15 protein-coding genes are annotated in these 20,362 nt (G+C 68.8%); 8 read left to right on the top strand and 7 right to left on the bottom strand.

The features are described from left to right. The first annotated feature begins 9 nt into the window (after window positions 1–9). A complete protein-coding gene (gene recO / locus AC3A5T_RS12265) occupies window positions 10–726 on the top strand; it encodes a DNA repair protein RecO (protein ID WP_487628817.1) in 717 nt (238 codons plus the stop codon). Window positions 727–728: 2 nt separating this feature from the next. Here the strand turns inward: recO and AC3A5T_RS12260 are convergent, their stop codons facing one another. Beyond that, complete coding sequence (locus AC3A5T_RS12260; RefSeq protein ID WP_487628816.1) at window positions 729–1,469, bottom strand: response regulator transcription factor; 741 nt, start codon at window positions 1,467–1,469, stop codon at window positions 729–731. Window positions 1,470–1,501: 32 nt separating this feature from the next. Between AC3A5T_RS12260 and AC3A5T_RS12255 the strand changes: the two genes are divergently transcribed. From AC3A5T_RS12255 to AC3A5T_RS12230, 6 genes are all read left to right on the top strand, one after another. Beyond that, window positions 1,502–3,529 (top strand): AsmA family protein, encoded by a 2,028-nt coding sequence (locus AC3A5T_RS12255; RefSeq protein ID WP_487628815.1) that lies wholly within the window; start codon window positions 1,502–1,504, stop codon window positions 3,527–3,529. Between the two features lie 32 nt (window positions 3,530–3,561). Beyond that, the gene (locus AC3A5T_RS12250) at window positions 3,562–4,161 is read left to right on the top strand and encodes a YdbL family probable chaperone protein (RefSeq protein ID WP_232134885.1); all 600 of its coding nucleotides are present in this window, start codon (window positions 3,562–3,564) and stop codon (window positions 4,159–4,161) included. A 118-nt stretch (window positions 4,162–4,279) separates the two neighbouring features. Continuing rightward, window positions 4,280–5,617, top strand: coding sequence for a 23S rRNA (uracil(1939)-C(5))-methyltransferase RlmD (gene rlmD / locus AC3A5T_RS12245; RefSeq protein WP_487628814.1), 1,338 nt, complete (start codon window positions 4,280–4,282; stop codon window positions 5,615–5,617). A 7-nt stretch (window positions 5,618–5,624) separates the two neighbouring features. Continuing rightward, window positions 5,625–6,128: a CYTH domain-containing protein gene (locus AC3A5T_RS12240; protein ID WP_487628813.1), complete on the top strand. Its 504-nt coding sequence runs from the start codon at window positions 5,625–5,627 to the stop codon at window positions 6,126–6,128. A gap of 258 nt (window positions 6,129–6,386) precedes the next feature. Beyond that, window positions 6,387–7,373 carry a beta-N-acetylhexosaminidase gene (gene nagZ / locus AC3A5T_RS12235; protein ID WP_487628975.1) on the top strand — a complete coding sequence of 329 codons (987 nt, stop codon included), beginning with the start codon at window positions 6,387–6,389 and terminating at the stop codon, window positions 7,371–7,373. Continuing rightward, complete coding sequence (locus tag AC3A5T_RS12230) at window positions 7,370–7,930, top strand: hypoxanthine-guanine phosphoribosyltransferase (RefSeq protein WP_332077420.1); 561 nt, start codon at window positions 7,370–7,372, stop codon at window positions 7,928–7,930. Before nagZ ends, AC3A5T_RS12230 begins: the two co-directional genes overlap by 4 nt. Window positions 7,931–8,259: 329 nt before the next feature. On the opposite strand, the gene AC3A5T_RS12225 is transcribed toward AC3A5T_RS12230, so the two are convergent. Then, entirely contained in the window at window positions 8,260–11,232 is a 2,973-nt protein-coding gene (locus AC3A5T_RS12225; RefSeq protein ID WP_332077716.1) for a TonB-dependent receptor, read from the bottom strand. 451 nt (window positions 11,233–11,683) lie between these two features. Between AC3A5T_RS12225 and AC3A5T_RS12220 the strand changes: the two genes are divergently transcribed. Continuing rightward, a complete protein-coding gene (locus AC3A5T_RS12220; protein WP_332077419.1) occupies window positions 11,684–12,439 on the top strand; it encodes an S-methyl-5'-thioinosine phosphorylase in 756 nt (251 codons plus the stop codon). A 56-nt stretch (window positions 12,440–12,495) separates the two neighbouring features. Here the strand turns inward: AC3A5T_RS12220 and AC3A5T_RS12215 are convergent, their stop codons facing one another. From AC3A5T_RS12215 to kdpA, 5 genes are read right to left on the bottom strand one after another with little or no spacing between them, the layout of a single operon-like run. Continuing rightward, a complete protein-coding gene (locus tag AC3A5T_RS12215) occupies window positions 12,496–13,212 on the bottom strand; it encodes a response regulator (protein WP_487628812.1) in 717 nt (238 codons plus the stop codon). Further along, entirely contained in the window at window positions 13,205–15,904 is a 2,700-nt protein-coding gene (locus tag AC3A5T_RS12210) for a DUF4118 domain-containing protein (RefSeq protein ID WP_487628811.1), read from the bottom strand. The genes AC3A5T_RS12215 and AC3A5T_RS12210 overlap by 8 nt, the downstream gene beginning before the upstream one ends. 4 nt (window positions 15,905–15,908) lie before the next feature. Next, window positions 15,909–16,532 carry a potassium-transporting ATPase subunit KdpC gene (gene kdpC / locus AC3A5T_RS12205; RefSeq protein ID WP_487628810.1) on the bottom strand — a complete coding sequence of 208 codons (624 nt, stop codon included), beginning with the start codon at window positions 16,530–16,532 and terminating at the stop codon, window positions 15,909–15,911. 10 nt (window positions 16,533–16,542) lie between these two features. Next, entirely contained in the window at window positions 16,543–18,609 is a 2,067-nt protein-coding gene (kdpB, locus tag AC3A5T_RS12200; RefSeq protein WP_487628809.1) for a potassium-transporting ATPase subunit KdpB, read from the bottom strand. Then, window positions 18,606–20,354 carry a potassium-transporting ATPase subunit KdpA gene (gene kdpA / locus AC3A5T_RS12195; protein WP_487628808.1) on the bottom strand — a complete coding sequence of 583 codons (1,749 nt, stop codon included), beginning with the start codon at window positions 20,352–20,354 and terminating at the stop codon, window positions 18,606–18,608. Before kdpA ends, kdpB begins: the two co-directional genes overlap by 4 nt. Window positions 20,355–20,362: the final 8 nt, after the last annotated feature.

Genomic DNA, 20,362 nt, shown 5'->3' with positions numbered 1-20,362 from the left:
GGGCCGACCGTGCACATCGAGGACCAGCCCGCGTTCGTGCTGCATGCACGGCCCTGGCGCGAAACCAGTCTGCTGGTCGAAGTGCTGACCCTGGATCACGGCCGTCTGGGCCTGGTTGCACGTGGCGTACAGGGGCCGAAGAAGCATGTGCTCCGCGCCGCGCTGCAGCCGCTGCAGCACATCCGCCTGACCGCGGTGCTGCGCGGCGAACTCGCCCAGCTGCGGTCCGCGGAATCGCTGGATGCCGCGCCCCGGCTCACCGGCGATGCCATGCTCGCCGGCTTCTACATCAACGAACTGGTGCTGCGGCTCGCACCGCGACAGGATCCCGCGCCCGAACTCTACGAAGCATTCGCGGATGTGCGACAGCGGCTGGCGCTCGACGGACTGGCGTGGACGCTGCGCCGGTTCGAGCGCGATCTGCTCGACGCGATCGGTCTGGGTTTCGCCTTCGATAGCGACGGCGACGGCCATGAGATCGAGCCGGCGGCGCGGTATCGACTCGATCCCGAACATGGTCCGCGTCGTCTGCAGCGCGATGGCGAGGCGGCGGATCGCAGCGCCGCGGCCACCGGACATGCCTTGCTGGCGCTGGCGGCCGACATCGCCCCGGAAGCGGCCGACATGGCCAGTCTGCGGCGCGCGTTGCGGGCGGTGCTGTCGCATCACCTCGGCCCGCGTGGGCTGAAATCCTGGGAACTGGCCGCGAACCTGTCGCGGCGCTGACTTCAGGCGTTCGCCAGCGCGTTCGCGCTCGTGCGGGTGGCGTCGAGTGCGTCGAGGAAGCTCTGCAGCGCGCTCGTCGAGGTCGGATCGACGTGCAGCGTCCGCGCCGCCAGTCCGAGGCGCTCGGCGCCAACGAAGCCGCAGCCCGCGCGCAGGCGATGCAGGTCGTTGCGGATCGCATGCGCGTCGCCCGCCGTGGCCGCCGCCGCGATCCGGGCGCGTGTGCCGTCGAGCTCACCGACGAACAGTTCGCGCAGGCCGCGCACGTTGCGGCTGTCGCCGCCCACCGCGGCCAGTGCGGTCTCTCCATTCCACAGCGGCGCCTCGCCACTGCGTCGCGCGTCGGGCAACGGCATCAGGGGCGGGGCAGGCCGCGCGCCTCCGCGCCGGACCAGGACCCGACGGATCGCGCCCAGCCAGGCGTCGGCGGCCACCGGCTTGCTGACCGCGATCGCGAACCCTTCGGCGCGCAAGGCGTCGAGTTCGCGGCGTTCGCGCGCTGCGGTGTGGGCGATCGCCGGCGTCGTCCGTCCGTCCGCACGCAGGCGGGCGAGCAGGGCGCTGCCGGTGCCGTCGGGCAGGTTGGCGTCGATCAGCCAGGCGTCGTATGCGTTCACAGTGGCCAGTGCGTAGGCCGCTTCCACCGAGTCGGCAATATCGACCTCGGCGGGCAGTGCGGCACTCGCGGCTTGCAGGAAACTGCGGCTTGTGGGGTCGTCCTCGACCAGCAGCAATCGATTCATCGCGTCCTCGATGTCGCGGGTATCCTGCGGCGATGCCGCGTCCCGTCCTGTCGATCCTACCCCTGTTTCTCGCCTGTGTGCCGATCGCGGTGCAGGCGCAGTCGATCCAGGCCCGGGTTTCGAAGGTCGAGGCGGCCGGCGCGACGCTGCGCGATGTCCGCTTGACGCTGGACTGGCCGGCCGATGCGCCCGACGGCCGGCTGCGTCTGCGGGCCGGCGATTTCGACGCCGGCGCACTGGGCTGGCGTTTCGAGGCGGTCGACTGGCGCTGCCCGTTGCGCCGCGAGACCGTGGGCGACGACACGCGCTGGCGCTGCGACGGCCCGCTGCGCGCCGGGCAGGGCGCGCCCTTGCAGCTGTCGCTGGTGCTGGACGCGGCTACCACGACGGCCACGCTGACGGGCGGCAACGCGCGTGTCGGCCTGTCGCGTAACGCGGCCGCGCCCGACGCCACCCGGATCGATCTGCGACGCGTACCCGCCGCCTGGGTCGAAGCGCTGATCCGCGCGGGCTGGGCGTCGGCGCGGTTGACCGGGGGCACGCTGGATGGCGACGTCCGGATCACGGCACCGGCCGATCGACCGATGCGCGTGGACGCCGATCTCGCGATCGCCGGGCTGGCACTGGAGACCGACGACGGCAGCATCGCCGCCGGCGATGTCGATGGCGATCTCGAGATACGCCTGACGTTGCCGGACGACGCATTGCAGGCGCGCGTCGATGGGCGCCTGCGCGGCGGCGAACTGCTGTTCGGCAATGCCTATGTGTCGTTGCCGGAGACGCCGGTCGGCATCGGCGTCGACATGACCCGCGTCGGCGATGGCGACTGGGCGCTGCCGCGGTTGCAGTGGCGCGACGGCGACGCCTTGCGCGTCGACGGCCACGCGCGCCTGACGCAGGACTTCGGCATCGGTGCACTCGCACTCACGCTGGCCAGCGACGACACCACGGCGCTGCCGGCCCGCTATCTGTCCGGTTGGCTGGGCCCGGCCGGCGTGCCGGGTCTGTCGCTGTCGGGCGGCTTCCGTGCCGGACTCGAACTCGAGGGCGCGACGCTGCGCAAGGCCGATGTCGCGTTGCGCCATCTCGACATCGGCGACGCCGGCGGCCGCTTCCGGCTTGATCGGCTGGACGGGGCGGTGCGCTACTCGGCGTCGGACCCCGTGCGCAGCGCATTCGCCTGGCGCGGGGGCGCGCTGTACGGCATGCCCTTCGATGCGGCGGCGTGGAGTCTGGAAAGCGGCGCCGGCCTGTTGCGCCTGCGCGAGCCGGTCGCGTTCTCGTTCCTCGGAGGCGAGATCGGCTTCGAATCGCTGCAGCTGCAGCCACCCGCGGACGAGACTGGGCTGCGGATGCAGACCGCGTTGCGCCTCGATGCGCTCGACATCGGCGTGCTCGCGAAATCGCTCGACTGGCCGGCATTCGAAGGCACGCTCGCCGGTCGCATTCCGACGGTGCGCTATGCCGACAACCGCATCGATTTCGATGGCGGCCTGTCGATGGAGCTGTTCGATGGTCGGATCGACGTGTCGTCACTGGCGATCGAGCGGCCGTTCGGCGTGCTGCCGACGGTCACCGGCGATCTCGCGTTGTCGGCACTCGATCTGCACGCGCTGACCGGCGTGTTCGGCTTCGGCAGCATCGAGGGCAGACTCCACGGGCGGATCGACGGCCTGCGTCTGGTGGACTGGAACGCGACCGCTTTCGATGCCGAACTGCACACCGAGGCCGCGCGCGGCGTGCGCCAGCGCATCAGCCAGCGCGCGGTGCAGGACATCTCCAGCGTTGGCGACGCCTCGTTCGTGACCACGTTGCAGGGCCGGGCGATCGCGCTGTTCGACGACTTCGGCTATCGCGGCATCGGCATCTCGTGCCGCCTGCGCAATGCGGTCTGCCGGATGGGTGGCCTGCGTTCAGAGGGCAACGCCTTTACTATCGTCCAAGGCGCCGGCCTGCCGCGACTCGACGTCGTGGGATTCAATCGCGACGTCGATTGGCCCACCCTCGTCGAGCGCCTGGCAGCCGCCGCAGGCGGTGACGTCGCGCCGGTGATCGAATGACCGGCGTTCGAATTTCTGACAGGAGAGTGTCGATGGCGCGTTGGATGGGTTTGCCGGCCGTGGCCGCACTGGCGTTGACCGCCTGCGTGACGATCAATGTGTATTTTCCCGCCGCCGAAGCGAAGGAAGCGGCGCGCGAGTTCGTCGAGAACGTGATCGGCGACCAGGCGCCGGCGACCGACACACCGCCTGCGACGGTGCCGGGCGGCGGCATGGCCCAGACCTCGACGCGGTTCGATCCCTGGATGCTGATCGGCATCGGCAGCGCGCAGGCGCAGACGCCCGACATCAGCATCCGCACGCCCGCGATCCAGGCGATCCAGGCGCGCATGGAGCAGCGCTTCAACGGCACGCTGCGTCCGCATTTCGATTCCGGCGCGCTGGGCTTCGGCGGCAACGGCTCGATCGTCGTGCGCGATGCCTCGCAGCTGCCGATCAAGGATCGCGTCGCGGTGAACTCGGCCGTCGCCGACGACAACCGCGATCGCCAGGCGGTGTATCGCGAGATCGCGGTCGCGAATGGGCATCCCGAGTGGGAATCGCAGATCCGCGACGTGTTCGCGCGTCAGTGGATCTCGAGCGCGCGTGCCGGCTGGTGGTACCAGCAGGGCGGGAGCTGGACGCAGAAGTAAGGCGCTTCGAGGATGCGTGCGAAGGCCGCCTGCGGGCGGCCTTCTGCATTCCGGGCCGGGCAGTCCGCGCACCGCTTCTGCGACAATGTGCGGCCCTTCTGCCCGCAGCCTTCGCCACGTGGCCCGTAAACGTCTCGATCAGACCCCCTTCGAGGTCGATGTCCTCAACCTCACGCACGACGGCCGCGGCGTCGCGCGGTTGCCGGATGGCAAGGCGCTGTTCGTCACCGGCGCGCTGCCGGGTGAGCAGGTCGTCGCCCAGCGCTTCGCGCGCTCGCGCAGTTTCGACGAGGCGGTGACGCTCGAGGTGCTGCGCGCGTCCGAACACCGGATCACGCCGCGCTGTCCGCATTTCGGCACGTGCGGTGGCTGCGTGCTGCAGCATCTCGATGCCGAGCAGCAGATCATCGCCAAGGACCGCGTGTTGCGCGAGAACTTCGAGCGCATCGGCCACGTCACGCCCAAGCGCTGGATGGCGCCGCTCGTCGACCACGCCTGGGGCTATCGCCGCAAGGGCCGGTTCTCGGTCAAGCGGGTGGAGAAGAAGGGCAAGACGCTGGTGGGCTTCCGCGAGCGCGATCCGCGCTTCGTCGCCGAGCTGCAGGAATGCCACACGGTGATCCCGCCGATCGCTGCGATCATTCCCGCGCTGGCACAGCTGATCGACAGCATGGACGCGCGCAGCACGCTGCCGCAGATCGAATTCATCGCCGGCGATCCGCGCCCCGAGTTCGACGGCATCGCGCTGGTGTTCCGCCATCTGCAGCCCTTGAGCGATGCCGACACGGCTGCGCTGCTCGCGTTCGGCCAGCAGCACCGCATGGCGATCTTCCTGCAGCCCGGCGGCAACGACAGTGTGCATGCGCTGTGGCCCGAGGCACCGGCGTTGTCGTTCCGGCTCGAAGACTGGGACATCGAACTCAAGTTCCGGCCGCTGGATTTCATCCAGGTCAATGCGGGCCTTAACCGCACGATGATCGCGCGCACGCTCGAGCTGCTCGACGTGCAGCCCGACGACCGCGTGCTCGATCTGTTCTGTGGACTCGGCAATTTCACCCTGCCGCTGGCGCGCCGCGTGCGCGAGGTGGTCGGCGTGGAAGGCGAAGCCGGACTGGTGGCGCGGGCCAGGGAAAACGCGGCCCACAACGGGCTGGCGAACGCGCAGTTCCACGCGGCCGATCTCACCCAGGACCAGCGCAGCACGTCGTGGATGCGCCAGAGGTTCGACAAGCTGCTGCTCGATCCGCCGCGGTCGGGCGCGATCGACGTGCTGCGCCAGCTGCCGTTGGAGCGCTTCAAGCGCATCGTCTACGTCAGCTGCCATCCGGCATCGCTCGCGCGTGATGCGGGTTATCTGGTCAACGAGCGCGGCTGGACGCTCGCCGATGCCGGGGTCATGGACATGTTCCCGCAGACCGCGCACGTCGAATCCATCGCCCTGTTCGAGAAGCGCTGAGCACCGCATGGGCATCGAGATCGAGCGCAAGTTCCTCGTCACGACCGACGCCTGGCGCGCGGCCGCGCACGCGGTCGTGCCGATGGCGCAGGGCTATCTCAACGACGCCGCGTCGATCGCCAGCGGCGCGCAGAACGCGTCGGTCCGCGTGCGGATCGAGGGCGATCTCGCGTTCCTCAACATCAAGTCGCGCGAGGCCGGCACCACGCGGCAGGAGTTCGAGCTGCCATTGCCGGTCGACGACGCGCACGCGTTGCTGAAGCTGTGCGTCGGCGGTCTGGTCGAGAAGCGCCGGCACCTCGTGCGTCATGGCGCGCATCTGTGGGAAGTCGACGAGTTCCTCGGCGACAACGCCGGCCTAGTGGTCGCCGAGATCGAACTGGGCGCCGCCGACGAAGTCTTCGCGCATCCCGACTGGCTCGGCGCCGAGGTCACCGCACATCGGCGCTACTTCAATCTCGCGCTCGCCGCGCGGCCGTTCTCGCACTGGGACGCTGCGGAACGCGGCTGAGGTCTCCGCGCGCATCCGCGCGGTGCCGACCTGCGTCATCGACGGACGGCTGGCAGTGCAGGGCGAGCAACCCCCCGACGCGATGGCCGATGCCGTGCGCCAGGCGCTGGGCAGCGCTGCACCGACGTCTGCGTCCGCGCCGGCCTGCGGTCCGTCGCGGACGCGACTGAACACGCCGCGCCGCCTGACGGCACGCGCGTCCGCATCTGCGACAATGCCCGTCCGCGCCATGAGGCGTGTTCGATGGAGAAGTCCGCAATGCTCGTGATCGGCGTCGCCGGCACCGAACTCACTGCGCAGGAGCGCGACTGGCTGCAGCACGATGCCTGCGCCGGCGTGATCCTGTTCAAGCGCAACTTCGCCTCGCGCGCGCAGATCGCCGAGCTGTCGGTCGCGATCCGCGCCGCCGCGCCGCGTCCGCAGCTGGTCTGCGTGGACCAGGAAGGCGGCCGCGTGCAGCGCTTCCAGGACGGCTATTCGGAACTGCCGTCACTGGCCGGTTTCGGTGCGCAGTACCTCGCCGATCCCGATGCCGCGATGGCAGCCTCGCGTGCGCATGCGCGCCTGATGGCGCAGGAAGTGCGCGCCAGTGGGGTCGACCTGAGCTTCGCGCCAGTTGTCGATGTCGGTCATGGCAATCTCGCGATCGGCGATCGTTCGTTCTCCGAAGATCCGCGAATCGTCGCCGCGCTCACGCGTGCCTATGTCGAAGGCATGCACGAAGCCGGCATGGCCGCGACCCTCAAGCACTTCCCGGGTCACGGCTCGGTGCGCGAGGACACGCATTTCGACGACGCGGTCGACGACCGCAGTCTCGACGCGATCCGCGCGCACGATCTTGTGCCGTTCGTGGCCGGTATCGATGCCGGCGCCGACGCGGTGATGCTCGCGCACGTGGTCTACCCGCAGGTCGCGCCCGAGCCGGCCGGCTATTCGCCGCTGTGGATCAACACGATCCTGCGCGAGCAGATGGGCTTCCGTGGCGTGGTGTTCTCCGACGACATCGGCATGGCCGCGGCGTTCTCGGCCGGCGGCGTCAAGTCGCGCGTCGATGCGCATCTCGATGCCGGTTGCGACGTCGTCCTCGTCTGCCACCCGGAACTCGTCGCCGAATCGCTGGCCGCGGTCGAAAGCCGTACCCTCAACACCATGGCGCTGACCGGCCTGATCGGACGCGGTCCGCTCGGCTGGGACGGCGCGCTCGCCGGCGACGCATCCGCCCCCCGCACCGGAGACATCGCATGAACGTCCCACGCCTCGACGACGTGATCGACACCGCCGACCTGCTGTTCGATCGCGACGCGCTCGAGGACGCCATCGAAGCGATGGCCGAAGAGATCGCCGACGAGTACGGCGACGACGACGTGCCGCCGGTCTACATCACGATCATGCATGGCGGCATGCCGTTCGCCGCGCAGCTCGCGTTCGCGATCGGCGAGAACGAAGTCGATCTCGAGTTCGACTATCTGCACGCCACCCGCTACCGCGGCAACACCACCGGCTCGGGCCTCGCCTGGCTGCATCGTCCTGCGACCCCGCTGCAGGGACGCCGCGTGCTGCTGGTCGACGACATCCTCGACGAAGGCCACACCCTCAAGGCCGTGCGCCAGTGGGTCGAAGACCAGGGAGCGACCGACGTCCGCGTCGCCGTGCTCGCGGTCAAGGTGCACGACCGTGGCGTGGATGGTGTCGAAGCCGATTACGTCGGCGTCGAAGTGCCGGACCGGTATGTGTTCGGCTACGGCATGGATTTCCACGAGCAGGGGCGCAATCTGCCCGGAATCTACGCGCTCGCGGAGTAGGACGTGGTAACGCTGTGCTCGCACTTCGGCACCGTCCGCTCTGGCGCCCTCGATTGTCTGGCTCCGGCCGGGTTCTTCTGCGTTCTCGCGGCTGACGAGTTGGCGGAACGCTCGTCGGTTGCGTACGTCTGAATTCTCGATGGCCCAAACCCGGTTTTTCAGACTGCCTTGCCAGTCGAGATGTCTTGAGTAAAGGGCCGTCGCACGCATTCGCAACCCATGTCGGTTTTGCGCGCCAGACACGCTTGTACGACCGGCTCGCCATCATCGGACAAAGAAAATCCGGCCCCTCGCGGGGCCGGATTCGTTGACGCCAGCGAGAACGTGGATCAGTAGTCGTAACGCAGGGTCAGACGCACCGTGCGCGGCGACTGGTAGTTCACATCATTCAGATAGTTCGGACTGATGTTGTCGCGCGACTGCTCCTTGAACTCGTTGTACTCGGTGACCTTGTCGTTGTTGAACAGGTTGAACACGTCGACCTTGAAGCGCAGCCGGTTGTCGGCCCAGTTCGGCACGTACGCCGCACTCAGGTCGAACGTCCACGCCCACGGCGTGCGTCCCTCGTCGCCACGCTGACGCAGTTCGCGGACGCCTGCGTCATTGAGGCAATAGAAGCTCGATCCCGAGTAGGGGGTCAGTGTGCCGAGGTCAGGCTGGGCGATGCCCTCGAGCGGGATGTAGCCCTGACAGTTGACGGGACGGCCGGACTGCACGATCAGGTTGCCACCGAGTTGCCATTCCGGCGTGAGCCTGTAGGCACCGAACAGCTTGAGCGAGTGGAGTCGATCGTTCGGTGTCGGACCGTAGGTGCCGTCGGTGAACAGCGGATGGTCGAAGTCCTGGGTCAGGCCGGCGTCTTCCTGCTCGAGCGTGGAGTTGACGTAACCCTCCACATTGCCGCGCGTCTTGGAGATCGTGTACGAGCCCTGCAGGTTGAACCGCTCGCCCGTGCGTTCCCAGAAGAGCTCCAGGGCGCTGTAGTTGCGCTTGTAGCGCGGCAGTCCGAGGTAGGAGGCAGGCAATGTCGCCAGCTCGAGCGTGCCATCGCCGTCGAGGTCGACGTTGAGAATGGCGTCTTCGCCCGGATTGACGAAGTAGCAGCTCGGCACCGAGCCCGGATCGAAATCGTCGAAGCCGTTGTCGTCAGCCCATTCGATCCACGGATTGGTCTGGCAGGTGTCGTCCATACCCGACTTCACCTGGCGCCGCGTGGCGCGGATGCCCGCCATCCAGTTCTCATTGAGCTGCAGCTGTCCACCCAGGATCAGTTCGTCCTGGTACATCGGCGACAGGTTGGTGGACGCGACCGATGCGGGGTTGGGCGCCACGAGCGAGCCGTTGGTCTGGGTCTGGCCGATCTGCGCACCCTGGCCCACGGGACGACCGTCGGCTTCGTTCCAGCCGGTGACGTAGTACCAGTTGGACACGGTCGATTCCGCGCCCGTCGCACGGATGCTCGAGTTGGTGGCCACCGGAATGTAGTAGCGACCGAGCGTACCGAACACTTTCAGGCTGGCATCGCCATTCGCGTCCCACGAGAAGCCCAGACGCGGTGCGATCTCGTAATCCGATTCGACCCACGCGATACCGTCACCGTTCCTGCTCTCGAACTTCTCGCCGCGCAGGCCGATGTACGCCAGGAAGTTGTCGGTGATCTGCCAGTTGTCTTCGACGTAGATGGCGCTGTTGATGTTCTCGTAGCTGGAGCTGCTGCTCTGGAAATCGCGCGAACGCGCATACCGGGCGCCGCGTGGTACCAGCGTGCCGTTCACCGTGCGCCCCGGCTGACCTGCGAATGCGCCCGTCGCCACGGCATTGTTGGGCACCAGGTAGTAAGCCCAATTGATGCCGCCGGCATACGTCAGGCCGCGATGGCTGGAGTCGTAGCTGTCGTGATCGACGCCGAACCGCACGCGGTGATCGCCGAGAATCCATTCGGCATCCACGCGGAACGCCTTGCGGACATCCTCGTCCGGCGGTGCGTCGGCGTCGGGCACCGTGCTGATGGTGCCGGGATTGCAGCCGATGTAACGCTCGAGCGTGCCGGTCGTCAGGCCGAAGCTGTACGCCCAGGGGCACTCGGATCCCGCGCCCGCCGCGGGCAGCCGTGACGAGATGAGGTTGCTCAGATAACCGAACTGCGTGGACACCGTGAAGTTGTCGGTGAAGTAACCCGTGTACTTGAGGATGCCCACCTTGCCACCGGTTTCGACCTCGTACTGGTCGGTCGGCAACTCGTGGCGTCCGACGTTGTAGCGTTCGTCGCCGTTGGCATCCAGGTCGTTCTCGAAGGTGTTGTACTTGGTCTTGGCCTGGTTGTAGATGCCGGTGAATTCGAGCAGGTTGCGGTCGCTGATGTACCAGTCCAGCTTCAGGATGCCCTGCGGACTGGTGTTGCGCGTACGCTGGCTGGTGAGGGCGCTATAGGTGTCGAACGTATCGCTGCGACCTTCGGCGAGGGCGAAGAAGAACAGCCGGTCCTTGACGATCGGTCCGCTGGCATAAGCCGAGTACACCGTGCTGTCCGACTCGTTGTCGCTGCGGTACTGATACAGCGGGTTCGGTGCATCCGGATCGCGCTGCTGTACGTTCCGGCCGTCGGAACGGCCCCAGTCGGGCGCCCATTCGACGCTGCCGCCGTAATGCCAGTCGTTCGAACCGGACTTGGTCACGATGCTGATGATGCCGCCCAGCGACCGCCCGTACTCGGCACCGTAGCCGCCGGTCTTCACCTGCTGCTGCGCGATGCTCTGGAACGGCGTGTCCGCGAACGACAGGAACGTGCGCATGTTGGTCACGTCGAAGCCGTTGATGTAGTAACCGTTCTCCGCGACGGACGAACCGCCGAACGACGCGAGATTGCCGCCACCCAGGCCGGTGTCGCCACGTACGGTGCCGGGTGCGAGCAACGCCACCGAGGACACGTCACTGGCGACCGGCAACGAGATCAGCTGCTCCGCGGTGAAGACCGAGTTGGATTCGACCGACGAGACGTCGATCGGATTGAAGGCACGTGTTCCGGTGACGTTGACCCTACCCAGGTCGGTCGTTCCACCACCGAACACGACCTGCGAGCCGCCGCCGATCTTGACCTCGACTTCCCGTCGCTGGCCGTCCGTGGTGACCACGTAGGTACCGGACGGCAACTGGCTGAAGGTGAAGCGTCCGTCGGCGCCGGCGGTGCTCGTCCGGCTCAAGCCCGTTTGTGGATTCTGGATCGTGATGGTCGCGCCCGGCTGTCCGTTGCCGAAGATGGAACCCACTGCACTCTGCGCCTGCACGCCACCCGCGACACACATACCCAGCGCGATGCTGAGGGCACTGAACCTGATGTTTCTGGACAGCAGACGATTGACTCGACGAGTCGCCATGTTCGGTCTTCCCGCTAGATGGATGTTCATGCCGCCCGGTGATCCGGGTCGGTCCCCGCCTGTTGCCGCCGCCTGGGCGGTTATCGACCGCTCCAGCCAGCGCCCCTGAACGAATTAGTAACAACAGGTTTTTCGGATACTAGTCGAATTCGAGCTTGTGTAAAGAGTCTGTAGTCAAGTGCTGATAGGCATTTCCCTTGTCAGGAAATTCCGTTTGTTCATGTAGCCTGCCAGACGCGATGACATGAGGCCCATGACCGTCAATGCGCCGTATGTGTTCATGTGCACTGCCGCAGCGGCGCGATGGCAGGGTCCGTGACCGATCAGGGCGGATGGCCGAGAATGGCGAACCGCTTCCGTCATCCCCGCGAGTACCCTCATGCACCTCGACATCGATCTGGCCGTCATCGGCGGCACCGGCCTCTATCAGCTGGCCGACCTGCAGGATGTGGAGCCGCATCAGCCGGTTACGCGCTATGGCGCGTTGTCGGGTCCGGTGCGGGTGGGCACGCTCGACGGCAAGCGCGTCGCGTTTCTGGCGCGGCATGGCGAGGGGCATTCGGTCCCGCCGCACCGGGTGAACTACCGGGCCAATCTGTCGGCGCTGCAGGCGCTGGGTGCGACGCGGGTGCTGGCGCTCAACACCGTCGGCGGCATCACCGAGCGGTTCGGGCCGCGCGTGCTGGCGTGCCCGGACCAGTTGATCGATTACACATGGGGCCGCGTGTCGACCTATTGCGAGGAAGAGGGCACAGACGTGCTGCACGTCGACTTCGGCGATCCCTACACGCCGGTGCTGCGCAAGCGCGTGCTCGAGGCGGCCGCGTCCGCCGGGGTGACGCTGGTCGACGGCGGTTGCTACGGGGCGACGCAAGGGCCGCGCCTGGAGACGCGAGCGGAAATCGCGCGCATGCGCCGGGACGGCTGCGATCTGGTCGGCATGACCGGGATGCCGGAAGCCGGGCTCGCGCGCGAACTGGGGCTCGATTACGCGTGCCTGGCGATCGTCGCCAACTGGGCAGCTGGCGCAGGCCCGCAGGTGGACGAGGTGATCACGTTCGAGGATGTGCTCGACAATGTCGCGGCCGCATCGTCGGGCATTCCGTCATTGCTGCGCGCGATGCTCGCGGGATGACCGGGCGGCGCTTCGTCCGCGTGTGATCCGCAACGCCCCGCACCAGCGGGGCGTTTTCATGCGTGACGTTCGGCGTCGATGAAACGCAGACCCACGCCGGGTTCCGTCGCGATGTAGCGGGGCTGTGCGGCGTCGTCGCCGAGCTTCTGGCGCAGTTTGCCGACCAGGATGCGCACGTAGTGCGCGTCGTCGGTGTGGGTCGGGCCCCAGATCTCGCGCAGCAGCTGCGGCTGGGTGATCACGCGGCCGGCGTTGCGCAGCAGCAGCGACAGCAGGGCGAACTCCTTGCGCGACAGTGCGAGTGCGACGCCGTCGAGGCTCGCTTCGCGGCGGGCCAGATCGATGCGCAAATGCCCGTCGTCGAACACCGGCGGTGCATCCGGCGCCTGCGTCTGCTGTCGCAGCAGGGCGCGCACGCGCGCCATCAGTTCCTGCGTGCCGAAGGGTTTGGTCACGTAGTCGTTCGCGCCTGCGTCGAGCGCCGCGACCTTGCCGCTCTCGTCGCTGCGCACCGACAGCATCACCACCGGCACCTGCGACCAGTCGCGGATCGCGCGCAGCACCGCGTGGCCGTCCATGTCGGGCAGGCCGATGTCGAGCACCACGAGGTCGGCGCCGTCGCGGGCCAGCGTGTCCAGCGCCTGCGCGCCGGTGTCGGCCAACGCAACCTGCCAACCCTGCGCGCGCAGGCTGATGTCGAGGAAGCGTCGGATCTGCGGTTCGTCGTCGACGACGAGGATGCGCGCGGCGCTGGCGGGTGTCGGCTCAGTCATCGGGATCGTCGCGCTCGGGTCCGTTCGGGTGCTGCATCGGCAGCTCGATGCGGATCAGCGTACCCGTGCCGCCGGGGCCGCGCAGCGCCGACACCGCGCCGCCGTGCGCGCCGATCATGCCTTGGCAGATCGTCAGCCCGAGGCCGGTGCCGGTGCGGCCGCGATCGCCGCGTTCGACGCTGTAGAACATGTCGAAGATCCGGCTGCGTTCGTCCTCGGGAATGCCCGGGCCGGCGTCGAGGACGTCGATGCGCAACCACGCACGCGTATCGCCTGGGTCGGGCGCGGATATCGCGCGCGCTTCGACGCGGATCGGCACGTCCGGCGGCGAGAACTTCGCCGCGTTCTCCAGCACGTTGAACAGCGCCTGCTCGACCAGCGCCGGATGCACCCAGACCGGCGCCAGCTCCGGGTCGATGTCGATCTCGATCTGCTGCGCGGGCTGGTAGCGACGCAGGCGCCCGGTGGCCGCACCGACCAGTTCGTCGACGCCGATCCAGTCGCGGTTGAGGGTGAGGCCGTCGTGGCCGAGCCGGGTCATGTCGAGCAGGTTCTGGATGTAACGGTCGAGCCGTTCGCCTTCGAGCACGATGGTGTCGAGCAGGGCGTGGCGATCGGCGGCGTCCATCGATTCGCCATAGCCGACCAGACTGCTCGCCGAGCCGATCATCGAGGCCAGTGGCGAGCGCAGGTCGTGCGAGACCGACGACAGCAGCGCCGAGCGCAGGCGTTCGGTTTCGCCGCCGACGCGCGCGGCTTCGAGATCGGCGACCAGTCGCGCGCGCGACGCGGCCTGGGCGATGTCGTCGAGCATGGCCTGCGCCAGACGACGTTCTTCGAGCCCCGGGCGCGCGGCGTCGTCGGATGGGCGCAGCGCGGCGACGCCATGCAGCGTCTCGCCGTCGCGCACGGGCAGTAGCCACCAGCGCGATGCGGACAGGGTGTCGGTGAAGCGGCCCGCGGGCTGGCCGTGGCGTCGCACCCAGTCGCTCGCGGCAGCGTCGACATCGACCGGTTTCGACACGTCGCCACCGGGCTGGCCGATGTCGAGCCAGGCCGGCACACCGAGCACCCGCGTGAGCGCGAGGCGGCCTGCGGCGGCCACCTGGCCGAGATCGGCGGCGCCGGCCAGATCACGGCCCAGCGCCTGCAGACCGGTCGCATGCGTGTTGGCGGCGCGCAGCGCGAGCACCTGCTGGCGCAATCGCGAGGCCAGACGCCCGGCGATCAGCGCGGCCGCGAGAAACAGCACCACGGTCACCAGGCCGCGATGGGTCGCGACGTCGAACGTGAAACGCGGCTCGATGAAGAAGTAGTTGTAACCGCCGAAACACAGCACCGCGGTCAGTACGGCGGTGGCCATGCGCGTGCGCGCGGCCACCAGCACCACCGCGACGATGAACACCATCGACAGGTCTTCGAGCCCGAGCAGATGCTGCGCGACCCAGCCGATGCCGCTGGCCGCGGCAGTGGCGGCCAGCGCGAATGCGCCTTCGCGCAGCAGATCGCCGTCGGCACGCAGCCGCTGCGCGCGTCGCGCCCGCGCGCGGGCGCCGGGCGTGCCGATGATGACCAGTTCGTAATGCGCACCCTGCTGCAGCAGGCGTTGCGTCAGCGTGCGGTTGAACATGCGCGCAACCGGACGCTCGCGCGTGCGGCCGACCACGATCGACGAGGCGGCGCTGCGCTCGGCGTGGTCGAGCAGGGTGGCGGCGATCTGGTGACCGTGCAGCAGTTCGGTCGACGCGCCGAGGCTGCGCGCGAGCGCGAACGCGCGGTCGAGTTCCAGCTGCCGCGCTTCGTCCGGCGGACGGCCAGTCTGCACGGTGACCACCGTCCACGGTGCGTCGCGGCGTTCGGCGATGCGGCGCCCAGCGCGCACCAGATACTCCGACGCGCCGAGTCCATCGATCGCGACCAGCACCTGCCGGCGCAGCGGAATGCCCGGCAAACCGCGCGCGGCCTGCGATTCGCGCAGATCCGCATCCACGCGGTCGGCTGCGGCCTGCATCGCCAGTTCGCGCAGCGCGGCGAGATTCGACGGCGAGAAGAACGCCTGCAGTGCCTGCGCCGCCTGGTCCGGCAGGTAGACCTTGCCGGCGTTGAGGCGTTCGATGAGTTCGCGCGGCGGCAGATCGACCAGACGGATGTCGCGCAGCCGGTCGAACACCGCATCGGGCACGGTCTCGGTGACGCGCACACCGGTGATCGCGAAGACCACGTCGTTGAGGCTTTCCAGATGCTGGACGTTGACCGTCGTGAACACATCGATGCCCGCGTCGAGCAAATCGATGACGTCCTGCCAGCGTCGTTCGTGACGACTGCCCGGCGCGTTGCGGTGGGCGAGCTCGTCGACCAGCACCAGCGAAGGCCGGCGCGCCAGCACCGCGTCGACGTCGAAGGCGTCGAGCATGCGACGCGTGCCATCGGCGGCGGTATGCGGCAGGCGCCGACGCGGCAGCTGCTCAAGACCGTCGAGCATCGCCGCTGTCTCGGCGCGGCCGTGGGTCTCGACGATGCCGACCAGCACGTCGCGACCCTGGGCCTGCAGTTCGCGGGCACGCGCCAGCATCGTCCAGGTCTTGCCGACGCCGGGCGCCGCGCCGAGAAAGACCGTCAGCCGCCCCGGGCCGGCATCACGCGCGGCATCGGCGAGCAGGGCATCGGCGCGGGCATCGCGATCGGCGGGCATGGGCCTATTCTGCGCCTCGCGTGGCGTCGGCCGCATCGAGTGCGAGATTGAGCGCGAGCACGTCGACGCGCGCCGCGCCGAGCACGCCGAGCTTCGGCCCTTGCGTGTGCGCCTTGACCAGCGCCCGCACCTGCGCGGGATCGAGACGACGCGCCGCCGCGACGCGCGCGATCTGCACGCGCGCGGCGTCGGGCGAGATGTGCGGGTCGATCCCGCTGCCGGAGCGCGTGGCCAGATCGGCCGGCACGTCGGAGATATCGATGCCGTCGCGCGCCGCGATCTCCGCGCGGGTATCCGCGATGGTCTGCAGCAGTTCGGGATTGCTGCGTGCCTGGTTGCTGCCGGCCATCGCCATCGGATCGAAGCCGGCCGCCGACGGCCGCGGGATGAAGTAGCGCGCATCGGCGAAGGGCTGCGCGACCAGCGCGGAGCCGACGATGCGGCCGTCGCGTTCGATCAGGCTGCCCTGCGCCTGCGCCGGGAACAGCAACCGGCCCAGACCGGTCGCGACCAGAGCGTAGGCGAGGCCGGCGCACAACAGGGTGAGCAGCGCGAGCATCAATGCAGGGCGCAGCGTGCCCGCATCGGGCGCGGTGCGTGCGTGGACGGTGGATTCTCTGGACGACATGACAGATTCCTCAGGGGCCGACGCTGGCGGCCAGCGCCAGGTCGATGAGCTTGATGGCGACGAAGGGCAGCAGCACGCCGCCGACGCCGTAGACGAGCATGTTCCGGCGCAGCAGCGCGGTGGCACCGGCCGCGCGCACGCGCACGCCGCGCATCGCGAGCGGAATCAGCATCGGAATCACCAGCGCGTTGAACACCAGCGCCGCGATCACCGCATTGCGCGGACTCGACAGCTGCATGACGTCGAGCGCGGCGAGCGACGGCACCGAGGCGGCGAACAGCGCCGGCAGGATCGCGAAGTACTTCGATACGTCGTTGGCCAGCGAGAACGTGGTCAGCGCGCCGCGGGTGATCAGCTGCTGCTTGCCCACTTCGACCACGCGCAGCAGCTTGGCCGGATCGGAATCCAGATCGACCATGTTGCCGGCTTCCTTCGCCGCCTGCGTGCCGGAGTTCATCGCCAGGCCGACGTCGGCCTGGGCGAGCGCCGGCGCATCGTTGGTGCCGTCGCCGACCATCGCCACCAGGCGACCGCCGGCCTGTTCGGCGCGGATGCGCGCGAGCTTGTCCTCGGGCCGCGCTTCGGCGATGTAATCGTCGACACCGGCTTCAGCGGCAATGGCCGCGGCGGTGAGCGGGTTGTCGCCGGTGATCATCACCGTGCGCACGCCCATCGCCCGCAGCTGCGCGAACTTGTCGCGGATGCCGGTCTTCACCACGTCAGACAGTTCGACGACGCCGAGCACATGACGACCATCGGCGACGACCAGCGGCGTCGCGCCGTTGCGCGCGACCTGTTCGACCCGGCCGCGCAGTTCCGCCGGCACCTCGCCGCCGAGCGCCTGCACGTGGGCGATGATCGCGTCCATCGCGCCCTTGCGGATCTGCCGCGTGCCAGTGCCGCCGGGCATGTCGACGCCGCTCATCCGCGTCTGCGCGGTGAAGGCCACGAAGTGCGCCTGCGCCGGTGCGTCGAGCGAGGCGCCGGGGCGGCGCGCGAGCGCGACGATGGACTTGCCCTCGGGCGTGGGGTCGGCCAGCGAGGCGAGCAGGGCGGCGTCGCGCAGCGCATCGGGATCGATGCCCGCGAGCGCATGCAGCGCGGTCGCCTGACGGTCGCCGTAGGTGATGGTGCCGGTCTTGTCGAGCAGCAGCACGTCGACGTCGCCGGCCACTTCGACCGCCTTGCCGGATTTCGCCAGCACGTTCGCCGACAGCGCCCGGTTCATGCCGGCGATGCCGATCGCCGGCAGCAGACCGCCGATGGTCGTCGGGATCAGGCACACCAGCAGCGCGACCAGCAGCAGCGGATCGAGGCGCGCGCCGACGAAGCCCGCGATCGCCGGCAGCGTCAGCACGACGACCAGGAAGGTCAGCGTCATCGTGCCGAGCAGCAGGCCGAGCGCAATCTCGTTCGGCGTCTTCTGCCGGTTGGCGCCTTCGACGAGCGCGATCATGCGATCGAGAAAACTGTGGCCCGGCTCGACGGTCACCCGCACCACGATCTCGTCCGACAGCACCTTCGTGCCGCCGATCACGCCGGACCTGTCGGTGCCGGCCTCGCGCAGCACCGGCGCCGATTCGCCGGTGACGGCGGCCTCGTTGATCGTCGCCAGACCGCGCACGATCTCGCCGTCGGCCGGAATCAGGCCGCCTTCGGAAATCACGACGAGATCGCCGGGCGCGAGATCGGTCGCGGCCACCTGCGTTTCGTCGCTGCCGGAGGCATCGCGGACGCGGCGTGCGACGAGATCCTTGCGCGCGCGCCGCAGCGAGGCCGCCTGCCCGCGACCGCGCGCCTCGGCCAGCGCTTCGGCGAAGTTCGCGAACAGCACCGTGATCGCGAGCAGCGCCGTCACCGTCCAGCCCATCCCGGGCGACGACGCGTGACCGGATGCGGTCAGCACCGCGGTCAACACGGTGCCGAGCCAGACCACGGCCATTACCGGATTGCGCAGCGCATGACGCGGCGAGAGTTTGCGGAACGCGTGGACCAGCGCAGCGCGCAGGATGGTCGCGTCGAACAGGCCGGGGTTGGTGCCGCGCGTCGGCGCGGCGGTGTCGGTGGCGGGATTCATCGGATCGATCCGGAGGTGGCCAGTGCGAGGTGTTCGGCAACGGGTCCGAGCACCAGCACCGGCATGAATTGGAGAAGGGTGAGGATCACGACGATCGCGACGAGGGTCAGCGCGAAGGTCGGCGTTTCGATGCGCAGCGTGCCGACGCTCTCGGGGGCGACGCGCTTGGCGGCGAGCAGCGCGGCGATCGCGAGCGGAAACACCAGCGCCGGATAGCGGCCCAGTGCGAGCAGCGCGGTCGTCGACAGGTTCCACCACGCGGTGGCATCACCGAGGCCCTCGAAGCCGGACCCGTTGTTGGCGAACGCCGAGGCGTACTCGTAGAACACCTGGGACACACCGTGGAAGCCGGGATTCGAGGTGCCGGCGAGTGACGGCATCGCCAGCGTCGCCGCAGTCATGCCGAGCAGGGCGACCGGCTGCAGCAACACCAGTACCGCCAGCAGTTTCACTTCGGGCGCTTCGATCTTGCGTCCGAAGAGTTCCGGCGTGCGCCCGGTCATCAACCCTGCGACGAACACCGCGAGCAGCAGATAGACCAGGAATTGCTGCAGGCCGCAGCCGATGCCGCCCCAGATCGCGTTGACCAGCATGTTGGCCATCGCGACGAGGCCGGTCAGCGGCGCGGCGGAGTCGTGCATCATGTTGACCGAGCCGTTGTTGACCTGCGTGGTCAGCGCTGCCCACGCGGCGGATGCGTCCACGCCGAGACGGACTTCCTTGCCTTCCATCAGCGCGGACGCGCCACTCGCCGGGCCGTGCGCTTCCGCCCAGGTCGCAGCGCCGGCCGACAACAGCGACATCAGCAACATGCTGCCGAACACCAGCGCGGTGAATCGACGGCGTCCGGTGAACGCGCTCACCATGAACACCACTGCCATCGGCAGCAGCACGATCGCGAGCATTTCCAGCAGGTTCGACACCGGCGTCGGATTCTCCAGCGGCACCGCGCTGTTGGGGCCGTACCAGCCGCCGCCGTTGCTGCCGAGCTGCTTGGCCGCGACCATCGCCGCGACGGGACCGAGCGGGATCTTTTGCGACGCCATGCCGGCGCTGGCGTCGACGGGTGTCGCCGCCGGGCCGCCGTCGAGCGTCGACGGCACGCCCTGCGCGGTGAGCAGCAGCGACCACAACAGGCACAGCGGCAGCATCACGCGCACGGTGGGACGGATCACGTCGGCCCAGTAGTTGCCGATGTCGATGCGGTCGGCCGGCTTCGCAGGCGTCACCGGCGAACCGTCTTCGCGTCGTGCCATGTCCTGCGGATTCGCGCGCCCGCCGAACAGCCCACGCAGGGTCGCGGCGACCAGCGCGAGCCCCATCATCGGCGTCACCACCTGCAGACCGACGATGCCGGTCATCTGCGCCAGATGCGACAGCTGCGCCTGGCCGGAATAGTGCTGCTGGTTGGTGTTGGTCAGGAACGACATCGCGGTGTGCAGCGCGAGATCCCAGCGCATGTTGGGCGCGCCATTGGGATTGAGCGGCAGCCAGGCTTGGGTCATGAACAGCGCGGTCGCGAGCGCGAGCAGGATCGCGTTGCTTGCGAGGAAGGCGAGGGCATAGGCCTTCCAGCCCATGCCGCGCGCCGGGTCGACGCCGAGCACGCGATACAGCGGACGTTCGATCCACGCGAACACGCGATCGCCGGGGGCCGCGCCGCCGCGCATCACCGCGGCGAGGTAGCGCCCGAGCGGCCATGCGAGTGCGATCGCGAGCGCAAGTGGAATGAGGAATTCGATCATGGGAAGGG

Source organism: Luteimonas sp. Soil_C_16 (genome assembly GCF_057657295.1).
This window is presented reverse-complemented; position numbering and strand designations above follow the sequence as displayed.